This is a genomic window from Paenibacillus sp. FSL P4-0184 (assembly GCF_038004625.1).
Taxonomy (GTDB): domain Bacteria; phylum Bacillota; class Bacilli; order Paenibacillales; family Paenibacillaceae; genus Paenibacillus_AQ.
In genome coordinates this window covers 1304666-1318536 of the sequence record NZ_JBBORN010000001.1, presented here as the reverse complement: position 1 = coordinate 1318536, position 13871 = coordinate 1304666, and the positions used below count along the sequence as shown (strand labels likewise).

General features: G+C 41.7%; 14 protein-coding genes. 12 read left to right on the top strand and 2 right to left on the bottom strand.

The genetic code is table 11. The features are described from left to right. The first annotated feature begins 64 nt into the window (after window positions 1–64). Complete coding sequence (locus tag MKY52_RS05625; RefSeq protein ID WP_341050331.1) at window positions 65–1981, top strand: hypothetical protein; 1917 nt, start codon at window positions 65–67, stop codon at window positions 1979–1981. A gap of 208 nt (window positions 1982–2189) precedes the next feature. After that, on the top strand, window positions 2190–2912 hold the full coding sequence (locus tag MKY52_RS05620; RefSeq protein ID WP_341050329.1) for an MBL fold metallo-hydrolase: 723 nt from the start codon (window positions 2190–2192) through the stop codon (window positions 2910–2912). Between the two features lie 17 nt (window positions 2913–2929). On the opposite strand, the gene MKY52_RS05615 is transcribed toward MKY52_RS05620, so the two are convergent. Next, complete coding sequence (locus MKY52_RS05615; RefSeq protein ID WP_341050328.1) at window positions 2930–3871, bottom strand: AraC family transcriptional regulator; 942 nt, start codon at window positions 3869–3871, stop codon at window positions 2930–2932. 459 nt (window positions 3872–4330) lie between these two features. Between MKY52_RS05615 and MKY52_RS05610 the strand changes: the two genes are divergently transcribed. The 10 genes from MKY52_RS05610 (at window position 4331) to yaaA (ending at window position 12885) form a co-directional block, all read left to right on the top strand. Then, the gene (locus MKY52_RS05610) at window positions 4331–5350 is read left to right on the top strand and encodes a glycoside hydrolase family 88/105 protein (RefSeq protein WP_341050327.1); all 1020 of its coding nucleotides are present in this window, start codon (window positions 4331–4333) and stop codon (window positions 5348–5350) included. Between the two features lie 12 nt (window positions 5351–5362). Then, window positions 5363–7525, top strand: a complete 2163-nt coding sequence (gene gnpA / locus MKY52_RS05605) for a 1,3-beta-galactosyl-N-acetylhexosamine phosphorylase (RefSeq protein ID WP_341050325.1) — start codon at window positions 5363–5365, stop codon at window positions 7523–7525. A 175-nt stretch (window positions 7526–7700) separates the two neighbouring features. After that, complete coding sequence (locus MKY52_RS05600; RefSeq protein ID WP_341050324.1) at window positions 7701–8606, top strand: GNAT family N-acetyltransferase; 906 nt, start codon at window positions 7701–7703, stop codon at window positions 8604–8606. Window positions 8607–8762: 156 nt separating this feature from the next. After that, window positions 8763–9149 (top strand): VOC family protein, encoded by a 387-nt coding sequence (locus MKY52_RS05595; RefSeq protein ID WP_341050322.1) that lies wholly within the window; start codon window positions 8763–8765, stop codon window positions 9147–9149. 37 nt (window positions 9150–9186) lie between these two features. After that, window positions 9187–10059 carry an aminoglycoside phosphotransferase family protein gene (locus tag MKY52_RS05590; RefSeq protein ID WP_341050320.1) on the top strand — a complete coding sequence of 291 codons (873 nt, stop codon included), beginning with the start codon at window positions 9187–9189 and terminating at the stop codon, window positions 10057–10059. Window positions 10060–10249: 190 nt separating this feature from the next. Next, a complete protein-coding gene (locus tag MKY52_RS05585) occupies window positions 10250–11062 on the top strand; it encodes a glycosyltransferase family 39 protein (protein WP_341050318.1) in 813 nt (270 codons plus the stop codon). 140 nt (window positions 11063–11202) lie between these two features. Beyond that, window positions 11203–11445 carry a hypothetical protein gene (locus MKY52_RS05580; RefSeq protein WP_341050317.1) on the top strand — a complete coding sequence of 81 codons (243 nt, stop codon included), beginning with the start codon at window positions 11203–11205 and terminating at the stop codon, window positions 11443–11445. Next, window positions 11420–11806, top strand: coding sequence for a hypothetical protein (locus MKY52_RS05575; RefSeq protein WP_341050316.1), 387 nt, complete (start codon window positions 11420–11422; stop codon window positions 11804–11806). Before MKY52_RS05580 ends, MKY52_RS05575 begins: the two co-directional genes overlap by 26 nt. A 31-nt stretch (window positions 11807–11837) precedes the next feature. Further along, complete coding sequence (locus MKY52_RS05570; protein ID WP_341050314.1) at window positions 11838–12029, top strand: hypothetical protein; 192 nt, start codon at window positions 11838–11840, stop codon at window positions 12027–12029. 103 nt (window positions 12030–12132) lie between these two features. Next, a complete protein-coding gene (yaaA, locus tag MKY52_RS05565; protein ID WP_341050312.1) occupies window positions 12133–12885 on the top strand; it encodes a peroxide stress protein YaaA in 753 nt (250 codons plus the stop codon). A gap of 114 nt (window positions 12886–12999) precedes the next feature. On the opposite strand, the gene MKY52_RS05560 is transcribed toward yaaA, so the two are convergent. Beyond that, window positions 13000–13383: a retropepsin-like aspartic protease gene (locus tag MKY52_RS05560; protein ID WP_341050309.1), complete on the bottom strand. Its 384-nt coding sequence runs from the start codon at window positions 13381–13383 to the stop codon at window positions 13000–13002. Window positions 13384–13871 lie beyond the last annotated feature (488 nt).

The following is a 13871-nucleotide window of genomic DNA, read 5'->3' as shown; positions in this document are numbered from 1 at the left end:
GTTTCTAGGAATATAATGAGATTGTATTCGACACCAACCTTTATAAACCATCGGAGGAAACACAATGAAAATTAAGAAAACATTATCCGTTGCATTATGTGTAGCAGCAGTCGCATCTTTCTCATCTCAAGCAATGGCCAATCCTGTCACAACGCCAACCAGTTCAACCGTAGCAACATCCACTAATCAAGTTGGACAAAAATTTACACTAGCTGGTGTTAAAACGAACGCCAATACAGTATTGATAGCAACAAGCACGGTTGATCTTGATTTGGATGGCGTGAAGGACACTTTATATCTCATTGGCGACAAAAATGAATCTCCTGATTTCGACAACATTAATCTCATCGTTGTAAACGGCAAAACAAACAAAGTGTTAAACGCAGGGATTAAAGACTTTGGTGGTTTGAACGCGAAAATCAGCTATGTGAGTGATTTCAATAATGACCATGCACTTGATGTGATGATTACTGCGTACTCTGGTGGCAACCAAGGTTCTACCAATGCTAGAATCGTAACTTTCAAGAATGATACCCCTTCTATTATTCTGGGCGGGGATTTGAAGGTGAAAGGCGAACGGGCATTATTCAGAACATTAGAAGCGGTTGATGTGGAAAATGATGGCGTCAACGAACTGCTTGGAATCAGAATCCTCCATGGCGAAGCTACTTCAGTAGTAACAGGCTATGAAAAAGTATGGTTCGCATACAAAAACGGTGAATTCCAAGTTAGCAAAACAGAAATTACTAAAGAAGACCCATTTAAGCAACCTGCACTTGGTGAACAGACTGTTGGTCAACCTTTCGCATTGCAAGGGGTTAAGACAACAGATAAAACCGTTCTTATCAGAAAACAAGTTAACGATGTTAATAAAGACGGTGTCCAAGATAAAATCTATCTGATCGGTGACAAAGCAGATGAGCTTGGTTATGTAAGCAACATCAACCTGGTTGTTGTAGATGGCAAAACAAATACATTGAAAGATGCAAAAATCAGCGGTTTCGATGGCTTTAAACCAGAAATTCAATGGATTGGTGATTTCAACGGGGACAAAGCAAATGATGTAATGTTTACAGCATTCTCCGGTGGTAACAATGGTACAACAGATGCTTACATATTGTCTTTCACAGGTGATAAGGTACAACCACTTTTGAGTGTAAAACCTGTTGTGGATGGTAAACCAGCATTTTTCAACACTTTAGAGCAAGTAGATCTTAATAAAGATGGTGTATATGATCTGGTGGGGACTAGAAAAATTCGCGGTGACGCTGAAGCTATAGTTCTAGGTGAGGAAAAAACAACATTCACATTCAAAGACGGTGCCTTCAAGGTTGTAGGTACAGAAACCATTAAGTCCGATAGCAAGCCAGCGACTACTCCAACAACTACAACAAGTGATTACACCGTTGGTAAACGTTTTGAGCTTAAGGGAATTACAACAACAGCAAAAACAATCCTGCTTGCGAAACAACAAGTGGATGTAACTGGTAATGGTGTTTCGGATAATGTCTTACTGATTGGTAACAAGGATGCCGCAAATGGTGGACTGGTTACAGATATCAACATCGTCGTTATTGAAGGAAAAACTAAAAAAGTGATCAACAGTAATCTCAAAGGCTTCACGGGTTACCAGCCAAAAATTAACTTCGTTGGAGATTTCAACGGAGATAAATCTAAAGATGTCATGATTACTGTATACTCAGGCGGTAACAACGGCAGCACCAATGCTTACGTAGTATCCTTCAAAGACAGTGGTGTGAAAGTTCTTCTTAATGAGTACGTGAAAGTGAATGGCAAACGCTCGCTCTACAACTCAATGAAAGTCACTGATGTAGATAAAAACGGAGTCTATGAGATTGTAGCAAAAAGAACGATTCATGGTGAAGCTACTTCCGTAATTAAAGGCGAAGAAACAGCTGTTCTTGCTTACAAAAATGGAGCATTTCAAGTTAAATCGACGACTGTAAAGAAATTTAAATAACCGTATAACAGATACCTCATTGAGGGAGTCTCCCGATAGTCATAAAAAGTGGCTACCGGAGGACTCCCTTTTGATTTTTTTTGAGTAAGATTGACTATGCTCTTGGTGAGAACACCTAAAACTAAACTCTCCCTTGCTCAATAAGTCTTGCGGATCCATTATTAAATTACAAAATGACCCGCTATTCTAAAGGAGAGAAAACAATCTTATGGAACTGAAAAAAATAAATGAATCTATTTATTACTTAGAAAATGTTAGGGAAACAGACAGACCTGTTTTGGGATATGTTGTAGGTGAGAACTTTTCAATTATGATTGATTGTGGCAATTCAAAATCGCATTTTGATGCCTTTATAAAGGGTATATATGATCACAATCTACCACGTCCCAAATATGCTCTGATTACGCACTGGCATTGGGATCATACCTTTGGTATGCATGCTTTTGAAGGGGAAACCATAGTATCTTCAGCAACGAATGATATACTAAAGCGATTGAAAGCGTGGAAATGGGATGAAGAGTCTGTTGTAAAACGTTTAGAGACAAAAGAAGAAATAGAATTCGCCTATAACTGTATGAAAAAAGAATATGATACGTTCGATAAGATTTCGGTCAGCACAGGATCGATTATTTTCGAGGATTCTTTAACGTTGGATTTAGGGGGCATCACTTGCCAAATCCTCAAGGTAGGAGGGCCGCATGAAGCAGACTCTTGTATTGTATATGTTAAAGAAGCGGAGGTTTTATTTGCAGGTGATGCACATAGTGGAGATTATTATCATGGAGAAGGTAAGATTGATCCCATAAAAATGAAGGAATATGTTGAATTTTTAAAAAATCTTTCATTCACTACGTATATCCCAGGGCACGACGCCCCTATGAGCAAGGAGCAAATCATTCATGTGTTAAGTAGATTTTGTGAAATGCAGTAAAAAGGGACTCCCTTTCCCTATACCCACCCCGTAAACTCCAGTATAGATGCTTTTGCAGATTGGGCTTCGGAATGTGCGCCTTTACGCCATTGTTTGGGAGATTCGCCCATAAGCTTGGAGAAACATCGGTTGAAGCTGGAAATGGACTGAAAACCGACTTGTTCAGAGATGGAGAGGATGGAAGCATCCGTGCTTTTTAACTGCTTGCAGGCCTCTTCAATGCGGGTACTGTTTAGGAAATCTAGAGGTGCGGTCCCCATGATCTCATGGAATTTTCTGCGAAAATGAGTGGTGCTTAGATGGCACAGATCAGCCAGGTCATTGATGGTAATCGGCATCATGTAGTTTTTAGTGATGTATTCCAGAACTGGAGAGATGACAAAATCGCCTTTCAGGTTATGCTCTGTTTCTTGCTCTGCTAAGGGTTCATTCCGGGAATGTATTCTAAGCAGTTCTATATAAAGGGATAATAATAAGCCGTAGGCACTTTCCTGATAGTAAGGATTTTTGTGCTTCAATTCCTCTACGACCGACGTCGCAAGGGTATAAACCTTGGGATGTTCCTCCTTATTCAAAATACAATTCTTTCCCTTGATCGCCCACAAATTTGGCTCGAAGTCACTATAAGCGCTTTTGAATGAATGCTGAAAGAGCTCCTCAGGTGAAAAAAAGATATAAGACCACAGACTGGCTTCATTTGGCGAACTATACGTGGTATGAGGCAGATACCTAGGGATGAAGGTCACATCTCCGGCTTTAAAGGGTACGGATTCACCTTTGATCTCCATGATGCCGCTATCCGAATGACAAATGCCAATCTCTAAATGGTTATGAAAATGAAGATGTTCACTTTTGATATCGGAAATCTTCCAACGTTCACCGCTTAGCAGTAAAATAGGGAAGTTTATCGGCAAGCTGTAGTGGCGGTATTCAATGACGGGTTTCTTTTTTCTGGGCATATTCTCAATACTCCCATTCTTATTACGTAGGTTGAGTAGATTATAGGTTAAAGTGATTTCAAGTTCAACAATATAGATGTACTTTACAACTTGAGGAAAGGGAAAGAAGCGGTGGAGGGGAATTTTGGAACTGTAGGAGCGTTAGCGTCCGCCTGAAAGCTTTCCATAGGAAAGCTCGCTTCGGAAGCATAAGCAGTCTCCGGATTTCAACCGCTAATAGCGGTACAAATCAACAAATTCTTACGACAACAGCGGCCGGAAGTCCAAACATTCTCTGTAGTCACGGCCAATCCCGAAATATAAGAACCACTAGTTAATGGTTGAAATTGCACAGTTTAGTTATGAATATGCTTAGAATCAGACCATTTTACTCCTTACAATGGAGTTAGTAAAGCGTTTACATAGGACGGACAGCTCTCAGCGCCAATGGGGGCGTGTGCGAAAGAGAGGAGAATCAAGATGCTTCAATTAACTTATGACAGAGAAGAAATTCTAAGCGTTATCGACAAAGTCGTTAGAAAAACAATGACGATGGATTTAACATGGGACTGGCCTTGTGGTGTGGCTTATTATGGGGTATCCAGAGCTTATAAAACGACAGGTAATAAAGAGTATTTGGATATGCTTGTCCAGTGGGCAGATGAATATATTGAGCTGGGCCTGCCGGACTGGACGGTAAACACCTGTGCCATGGGGCATATGCTGATCACATTATATGAAGAAACAGGCAATCAGAAATATTGGGATATTGTAATGAGCAAGGTGGATTATCTGCAGAACCATGCGCTCAGATTCGGAGATCATGTGCTGCAGCATACCGTATCCGTCTCTAATGATTTTCCAGAGCAGGCATGGGCAGATACGTTGTTTATGGCGGCATTTTTTCTACTCAGAGTAGGAAGTAAATTAAACGATCAGGAAATGATCCAGGATGCCCTGAATCAATATTACTGGCATATCAAATACCTGCAAGACCCTAGCAGCGGGTTCTGGTACCATGGCTACAATAATGTGAAGCAGGATCATATGTCCGGACTATATTGGGGCAGAGCAAATGCTTGGGGCGCATATACCATGTCGCAAATCAAAAAGCTTTTGAAAGAATGGTATTTGTATCCGGCGTGTATGGACGTGGAGTGTTCGCTGCGCGATCAATTGGCGGCACTCAAGCTTGTGCAAACGGAGAACGGCCTGTGGCGGACAGTGCTTGATGACGAAGAATCTTATGAAGAAGTATCTGCCTCTTGCGGGATAGCGGCTGCAATGATCAATAACGGCAATCCGCTGCATACCAAATATGTACAAAAGGCCCTGAAGGGTGTCCTAAGCAATATCAGCGAGGATGGACGAGTACTGGGAGTATCGGGCGGAACAGCGGTTATGAAGGACCGGGAAGGCTATCGCAATATTCCAAAAGACTGGATTCAAGGCTGGGGCCAAGGCTTAGCACTCTCTTTTCTGTCCGATATGCTTAAATAGGAGGGATCCAAGTTGTCCAAGCAAACAACGGGGGCCTTTACACTACCGGGCGAATCCGGTTATGAGGCACTGACCTTAGGGTTAGCTGAACGGTGGGGTGCCGATGTCATCCGTGACAGTGACGGTACACAGTTGTCCGATGAGATTATCAACGCAGGATACGGCATTTATTCTACAATCTGTATCATCAGAGATCATAACGAATGGGCATCTCAAAACCCTGATAAGCTACAGCAAAGCTTTTTAATTACTAATCCGAAGGTAGCAGTCGAGGATTATTTATCCATCTATTTGATGGAAGACTTTTTCGCTGAGCAATTCCGAGTAAATGATTCCAAAGAGGCGTTTAAGTACTGGCAGGTTTTTGACCGAACTACTGGTGAAGAGGTTCCAAAAGAACAGTGGAATTATGAGCGGGAATCGGGAAATGTAGTCATTACTGGAATTGCACCTTGGCATAAATACACAGTCAGCTTCATGGTCTACCGGATTTGGGAAGAGATCTCCATGTACAATCACACCACGAATCACTGGGAAAAAGAGCATCTGATGCAGATTGACCCCATCTATGTTGAAACGCAAAAGTATCTGCTCAACTGGATCGAAGATTGGTGTCAGCATCATAAGGAAACAACGGTTGTTCGGTTTACGTCCCTATTTTATAATTTCGCCTGGATCTGGGGCAGCAATGAGCGCAATCGCCATTTGTTCTCGGACTGGGGTTCATATGATTTTACGGTAAGCTCAAGAGCGCTTGATCTGTTTGCTCAAAAATATGGGTATTCGCTCATGGCCGAGGATTTTGTGAATGGTGGAAAATATCGTGTCAGTCATATCCCGCCGCAGCAGCGCAAGCTGGACTGGATGGCATTTATCAATGATTTTGTCATCGAATTTAGTAAGAAACTAATTGATATTGTGCATGGGCACGACAAGCTGGCATATGTCTTCTATGATGATAGTTGGGTTGGCATGGAGCCTTATAATGATCGTTTCGAGGAGTTTGGCTTTGACGGGATGATTAAATGTGTGTTCTCCGGGTTCGAGGCAAGAATGTGTTCAGGTGTAAAAGTAGATACCCATGAGATTCGGCTGCATCCCTACTTATTTCCGGTTGGTTTAGGTGGTCTGCCTACCTTTATGGAGGGAGGGAACCCTACACTAGATGCCAAAAAATATTGGATCAATATTCGGCGTGCTCTACTCAGAGTGCCTATAGACCGGATTGGATTGGGTGGATATTTGCATCTTGTAGAGCCTTATCCGGATTTTTGTGATTATATCGAAAAGATTGCGGGTGAATTCAGAGAAATTAAAGAGCTACATCATAGAGGCAAACCGTATCATATTAAGACGAAGGTAGCCATTGTGCATGCTTGGGGCAAATTGAGATCGTGGACCTTGTCCGGGCATTTCCATGAAACGTATATGCATGATTTGATTCATATCAACGAGGCTTTATCCGGATTGCCGATTGAAGTACAGTTCATTGATTTTGAGGATATCCGTCAGGGAATTTTAAAAGATTGTGATGTAGTGATTAATGCCGGATCGGCTGGTTCAGCATGGAGTGGTGGAGAACGCTGGAGGGACAACAAGTGTGTGGACTTACTGACAAAGTGGGTGTATGAAGGTGGTACTTTTATAGGCGTGAATCAGCCTTCAGCGCTTGAAGGGTATGACAGCTTTTTCAGAATGTCACATGTTCTCGGTGTAGATGAGGATACAGGCTCCAGAGTAGCGCATGGAAAATGGACATATGAAGTGAAGGATGAGTTTGGTTTAGTGCCTGCTGGGGCTAGCATAACACCCAAAAATAACATTTATCTTACCGATGGATCAGCAGCGGTTGTGAATGAAACGGATGGTCTAATAACACTATCGACCCATGCTTTCGGTAAAGGAAAGGGGATCTACCTGCCTTCTTTCACCTTCAGCTTTGAGAATACAAGATTGCTGCTGAATTTGATTCGTTTTGCGGGTAATGAGTTCACTGAGACAAAGTACATTACGGACAACGTATATACAGAGTGCGCTTATTATCCGGAAAGTAAAATCCTCGTGGTCATTAACAATAGCGATCAGCTTCAAAAAACTACGATTCATACGGAATATGGACAACACACCCTGGAATTAGATCCGTATGACACGATTATTAGAACTATTGGTGACTAGTAAGATTGAATAAAAAGCTCTAGCTGTGGCTATCCTGCCGACGCTTATGTTCACAATATCCCTCGCAACAATGACTATAACTAAACTCTCCCTTGCTGAGCATGGCCTGCCTCATCCATTATTTAACTAAGAAATGATTTGCAGCGCCATAAAAGATTGGAGACGATGTTTATTCATGAGGGACTTTGTAATCCGAAATCCGAAGGATGAAGATGCGGAGCAAATTGAAAGCATGGATTTTGTTCTAAAAATGCTATATCTGTATCATGGAGATCTGGATAAGCGGAATATGTTCTGTGCAGTGAGTGGCGACGGAGAGGTTCTGGCCGTTGCTCATCTGATGGAGCATGATACTTTTCATGCGGTTGGACATGATGAAGACCCAAACTTCAAACGATATCTTAATTACGAAATTATATTTGCAGAGAATGCCGAGGATGAAGGTATCAAAGCTGCACTGATTGAAGCATTAATCGGACGGGCCAGAGAAATTAAAGCTGGGTATCAAGAGAAGCGCATTATCATGGCTCAATATCTCGACACAGATGATCTCGAAGAGTTGAGCTTCTGTCTAGCGCGTGGATTTACGATTTGCGATACGATTGTCGTGTTTAAATTTGACTTGAGTAGGGAGATTCCTAAGTATCCTTTACCAGAAGGGGTTCTGGTGAAGCCAACTGCACTGAACAATAGTGAAGCTCAGGAAACATATCGTCATGCTGAACTCGCAGCCTTTGACGGTGTGGCGTGGAGTCTGAACCATTTGGGATGGATGCAGGGATCTCCCGAAATCGTTAATTTCTGCGCGTTTCATGGCGATCAATTGATCGGCAACACCTCAACCTGGAGAATCACCGACGAGAGAAGTGCAACGGAGAATGTATTCGTCATTCCTGAATGGCAGAAAAAAGGTGTCGCTCGTAACATCATCTGCACTGCACTGGACTATCTAAAGAAACAGGGCAAATCAATCGCTACATTAGGCACGCATGGTGATAATAAGAAAGCTATTAGGCTATATACTCAGATCGGGTATGAGTTGTGCGGTTCAAGATTTACCGTTGGCTATGAAATCGATTAAGTAAGTTACTAGTTGAACAGCGATTGCTTGCTACTAAGCTCTGTAGAGTTTCTACAGAGCTTTTTATTATTGTTATAATTCATTTCAATATTTTACCGCCTATGCTACTATATCTACGATCATAAAAGGAATAATTTAGAAGATTGGGTGGATTTCATGGAAATCGGTGCTGTAACTTTGATTGTAAAAGACATGGAAAAGATGGCCACATTCTATCGGGACGTCATGAACATGGCTATAGAATGGGATGGTGGCGTATTTACTGGGGTTCAGCTAAAGAGTGGTGTATTTTTTAATTTGTGTCAGCGGGATGCGCTGAGTATTTCAGGGCTAGGTTATCCTAAGGGGTTGAATGGGACAATGGAAGTCTCGTTTGGCGTTCTCTCACCTGAAGAGGTCGACAAGGAATTTGAGCGTCTGGTGAAGGCAGGTGCAACTCCTATAAAAGAACCTATTTCACAGCCCTATGGGTTGCGTGAAGCTGTTGTGGCTGACCCAGAAGGCAATTTGCTTGAGATCGTAGCTGGCATTCCACAAGAATAATTGGATATATACAATCACCCGAAAGGAAGAATTGCTCTTGAGAACCCTTATAACTAATGTAAACTGGCTTGAACACCATGAAATCATGGATGAGCTACTCTATCATGAAGCCAGCTTAACCACGCATCTGATGGATGATGGCTTTGAAGCTGAGGTTCTAAAGATCAATCTAGATCGGGAAAGCTATGTCTTGAAAACATGGAGTAAGAGCTCCAAACCAGATGTTCAGTTTCAATATCGTTTATTAGATGTCCTGTCCGAACGAGGGGTAGCCGTCTCTAAACCAGTGGGTTGGGGGATCAACCCGAATGGAGATAAGGTGTTGTTAACGAGCTTTGACGGAACGCCAATTCATAAAGTGAATAATAAGACAATGAAGGAGCTCGCGAGCATTTTAGCCAGAATTCATCAAATAGATATCGCTGAGCTGGAACATATACAACTACCTAAGTACGATTTCATCGACTACTTTTTTCCTGAAGTGAGAGAGCATACAGACCTTAATCAAGCTGTGATTTCTCTAGTGGAGCAAACTCCTATGAGACAAGATCGTATCATTCATGGCGATTTTCATTTAGGAAATATAGTAGAGGAACAACAGCGATTTACCGTCATCGATTGGACGAACGGCCAGTTGGGAGACCCTAGATATGATTTTGCATGGTCACTTATTCTGCTGAAAATCCACATCTCCGAGCGTTACGCTGATATGTTCCGTTCTGCTTATCTATTGGAGAATTTTATGGAGCAGGGAGAGCTTGAGGTGTTCGAAGCCTGGGCTTGTCTTAGATGGATCTTGCTGAATAGACGAGGTAGTACACCTAAAGGACCTAATGTAACAAAGAGGGTAAAGAGCATACTAGGAAGTAATCGCTTCCTGAAAGATTTGGATTTCCAAGGTTTTAAATGAACTTTATCTTAAAAAGAATTACATTACAGACCGCAACCCTTTGCATGGAGGGCGGTCTATTCGTGTTTGTTCGCTGCGAGATTTCAATACATCGGACGTTCATTAGATTTTCAGTTTGGGTGTTTATAATGCTTTTTATGAATCGGGGGATGTGCTTGTATAGACTTCTACTGTGAAAAGGAGGTTTTCCATGGTAAGGGCAATTCAAAAAACATTGTATCTCATACTGGCATGCTTCATAGGACTGTTTATCGCTTCCTCCTTTTTTATCCGAGCGAAATATAATTATTTCGTATATGGGGACACACCAGTTTTGGAGAAGCAACAGCTCGGCCTTTTTATTCTAGGGATTGTGGTGGTGCTGGCGTTAAGCGTTATTTTGTATAAAATATGCCTGAAGCTTAATCAGTACAGTTGGAAAATCGTCATTCCAGTCATATTGCTATGTTCTTTTGCCATTCAGATCGTGATCATTTTTCTGTTTCCTCGCTTACCGACGGATGATTCGCAAACGGTGCTTTCATTGGCACTTGATATGCTGTACAGGAATGATTATTCATCTTTTGACACGACAGGTTATCTGCATATGTTCCCGTTTAATTTCTCAATTGTTGTGTACTTAAAGACATTGCTACAGCTATTTCCGGATAATTATCTGGTAATCAAAATATTCAATATTCTATTCACACTCTTAACCTCGTTAATGATTTACCTGCTGTATAAAGAGCTCAATGATAACTCTAAGGATCAAGATTATGGCATTCTCGTGTTTGCCGCTACCTATATCCCTTCTTTGTTTATGAGTAATTTAATTTATAATGATGTGATTGCTACCGCCTTTTTGACAAGTGCTTTATATTTTGCTGTGAAATTTATAAAAAGAAAGTCCATAAAGGATATTGTTTTTGCAGCCATTTTCCTGGCAGTCGGCAACTATTTCCGAAGTATCGGTGTTATTTTTCTGATTGCCGTGGTAGTCAGTCTATTGTTCAATATGCGTTAGATCGGGGTGAAAAAAACTCTAAGCGCGTTGTTTATTACGGCTTTATTGTTTAATGTTCCAGGTTGGACGCAAAATGCTGTGCTGCAGGCGACGAATGTCGTAGATGAACCGATTAACGAAAATTCTGCACCGGTCTATATGTGGCTGAATATGGGGACAATCTGGAGACGTTTGGATTCTGGGATAACTGGCAGAGCTATACGATCTATCAGCAGGATGCCAATTATAATAAGGCAGAAAGTACGAAGCTATTTAAAGAGGAAATCAGCCATAAACTCTCCGGGGCGAGCCTAAGCGACGTAGTGAAAATGTATTATAAAAAAAATCGTTTGGACCTGGACAGAAGGAACATACCAGATGGAACGATATGGACTTGGGAATGATGGATCATCCAGTAACGGTGGAAGAATGGGTTTTGTCATGGACCGTTATAGCTACACTAATGCTGCTACGGATCTATTTAAGGGGGATTCGAGCTACCGAAGCGGGCTACTGTGGTTGCTGTATGTCCTGAATTTTCTGATGTATGTTTTTATACTCGTTCGCTTAATCGGTGGAATAAGAGCCAAAAGATTTGAAGAGACCTCTTTGATTCTTGTGGTGCTGGGCTTTATCGGATTTTATCTACTATGGGAGATTAAGTCTCGATATATTTACCCGGTATATCCGCTGCTGATCGTGTTATCCTACATGGGTTTTAAAGATGTATATGATTATATGTTAAAAAGATATTTTCCACGTTGACCATGTTTGCTCGGAAAGAGGGGGTTCAAAGATGCGGATCAAGCGATATATCACTTTGCTCATAGTAGTGCTTAGTTGTTCCATGGTGCTCATCTCCTGTGACGCCATCACCGCTCAGAAGATATCAAGTACAGATTCTGGTTCAAGGGCGAACGGGGGACAGGGCTTTAACGGTGGTCGGGGTAAAGATGGAGGAGTTATCGGGCAAAGTGGGCGACAGTGAACAAATTTCATGAACTTGCCCCAAGCCTACGAAGATTAAGTGTGATAGGATAAGATTACATTTAAATTCCCCGCGGGGGTAAGAAAAGAGAAAAGGGAGCAACATGAGAATCATTATATCGCCTGCCAAGAAGATGAAGATGGATACGGATTTTATGGATTGCCGCCAGATGCCGCAATTCATAAGTGAGTCACAGACTCTTCTGGCCTTATTACAAAAGTTGGATTATGAAGAAGCCAAATCACTATGGAAATGCAATGATGCCATCGCCACGCTGAATGTGGAACGGATTCGGGATATGGATGTAACACAGAATCTTACACCGGCTATCTTTTCCTATGAAGGTATCCAGTACCAGTACATGGCACCCGGGGTACTTCAAATGGAGGAGCTGGAATATCTTCAGCAGCATTTACGGATATTGTCCGGATTCTATGGAATCGTCCGGCCGTTTGACGGCGTTGTTCCGTACAGGCTGGAGATGCAGGCTAAGCTTAGCGGACCAGGTTTCAAGTCTATCTATGAGTTCTGGAACAGGAAGCTTGCAGATCAGCTATTTTCGGAGAGTGACATCATTCTGAATCTGGCCTCCAAGGAATATAGCAAGTGCATCTCCCCGTATGTTGGCGGAAACGTTCGAATGATTAGCTGTGTATTCGGGCAGGAAATCGGTGGTAAGATCGTTGAGAGAGCGACCCTGGTCAAGATGGCCAGAGGTGAAATGGTACGCTTCATGGCTGAGCGGCAAATCACCTGTGTGGAGGATATCAAAGGCTTCGACGGGTTTGATTTCAGCTTTGCTGATGAGCTGTCGGATGAGAGTACGTATGTGTTTATACAAAAAAAGAATGAATAGAGTTAGTAGTACTACGGGTAATCTTGGAGATGGTTAAATAATCTTGTTTGTAAGAAGATAGAGTGTTTTGAGGATATTTTGGAGAATGATATGGATCAAATGTCCTTCTTGATTCTATCTGTGACTGGATTCTGCAGGGTACATTTCCATCTGATTTAGATCAATAACCATTTTTCCGCTTTTTAGAATATCCAGTCCGATAAGACCGTTGATGTAATTGATACCTTCATGGAAAACACCAAAATCGATGGGGATATCCTTCATGATCAATTCACCGATTTGGATTTGATCAACAGTTTTTTGAAACGTATATTCATCGCCGCCAATTCCAAAGCTACGGACAAGTTTATCGCCATTTTCGAATCTGATGCCTAGTTCAGAGACAATGTCTGACGACAGTAGAGAGTGAGCAGCACCTGTATCAATGACTAAATTGTCTATTCTTAAGGAACTTCCTTTGTAGTCAATCGTCATCGATGTCTGAATTAAGTCGTGCATGACTCAATTTTCATCTTATCTACTCCTATACAGAGGATGATTTCTCAGTTCGACGGTGATATTCTCTTGTCCGGTATGATAAACAATATTGTTATTCTTGCAGTTAAATAATAGGCGGGTAGCCTCATCGGGGTCTTGAATGGCACGCACTAGAGCAACATCATTTATGAACTGTATGTTATCTTGGGTATGAGAATCCAAAATTTCGAGCAGCACATATTGATCGGGATAAATTGACCGAACCTCTTGCCATTGCATCTTTATCACGCCCTTGTAATTATTCTTGCTTTATATAATTATAACCTATTGTAATCTGGGAGTGAACCTGAAAGGTAAGCAGATAGAATATATAATCTGGATTTAAGAACTATACATAGCTTCCAAAAGCAATATTAACGCTTATCCAAAGTATTCATCTTAAGACCCTAATATTACCATTAATTTGCTAATATTGTCCTTAACAAGATTGAGGGGACTAGGCCAAAAGA

What these genes read in the sequence shown, in the direction of transcription:
- MKY52_RS05625 (WP_341050331.1), top strand. Translation starts at nt 65, where the DNA reads ATGAAAATTAAGAAAACATTATCCGTTGCATTATGTGTAGCAGCAGTC.
- MKY52_RS05620 (WP_341050329.1), top strand. Translation starts at nt 2,190, where the DNA reads ATGGAACTGAAAAAAATAAATGAATCTATTTATTACTTAGAAAATGTT.
- MKY52_RS05615 (WP_341050328.1), bottom strand. Translation starts at nt 3,871, where the DNA reads ATGCCCAGAAAAAAGAAACCCGTCATTGAATACCGCCACTACAGCTTG.
- MKY52_RS05610 (WP_341050327.1), top strand. Translation starts at nt 4,331, where the DNA reads ATGCTTCAATTAACTTATGACAGAGAAGAAATTCTAAGCGTTATCGAC.
- MKY52_RS05600 (WP_341050324.1), top strand. Translation starts at nt 7,701, where the DNA reads ATGAGGGACTTTGTAATCCGAAATCCGAAGGATGAAGATGCGGAGCAA.
- MKY52_RS05595 (WP_341050322.1), top strand. Translation starts at nt 8,763, where the DNA reads ATGGAAATCGGTGCTGTAACTTTGATTGTAAAAGACATGGAAAAGATG.
- MKY52_RS05585 (WP_341050318.1), top strand. Translation starts at nt 10,250, where the DNA reads ATGGTAAGGGCAATTCAAAAAACATTGTATCTCATACTGGCATGCTTC.
- MKY52_RS05575 (WP_341050316.1), top strand. Translation starts at nt 11,420, where the DNA reads ATGGAACGATATGGACTTGGGAATGATGGATCATCCAGTAACGGTGGA.
- MKY52_RS05570 (WP_341050314.1), top strand. Translation starts at nt 11,838, where the DNA reads ATGCGGATCAAGCGATATATCACTTTGCTCATAGTAGTGCTTAGTTGT.
- yaaA (WP_341050312.1), top strand. Translation starts at nt 12,133, where the DNA reads ATGAGAATCATTATATCGCCTGCCAAGAAGATGAAGATGGATACGGAT.
- MKY52_RS05560 (WP_341050309.1), bottom strand. Translation starts at nt 13,383, where the DNA reads ATGCACGACTTAATTCAGACATCGATGACGATTGACTACAAAGGAAGT.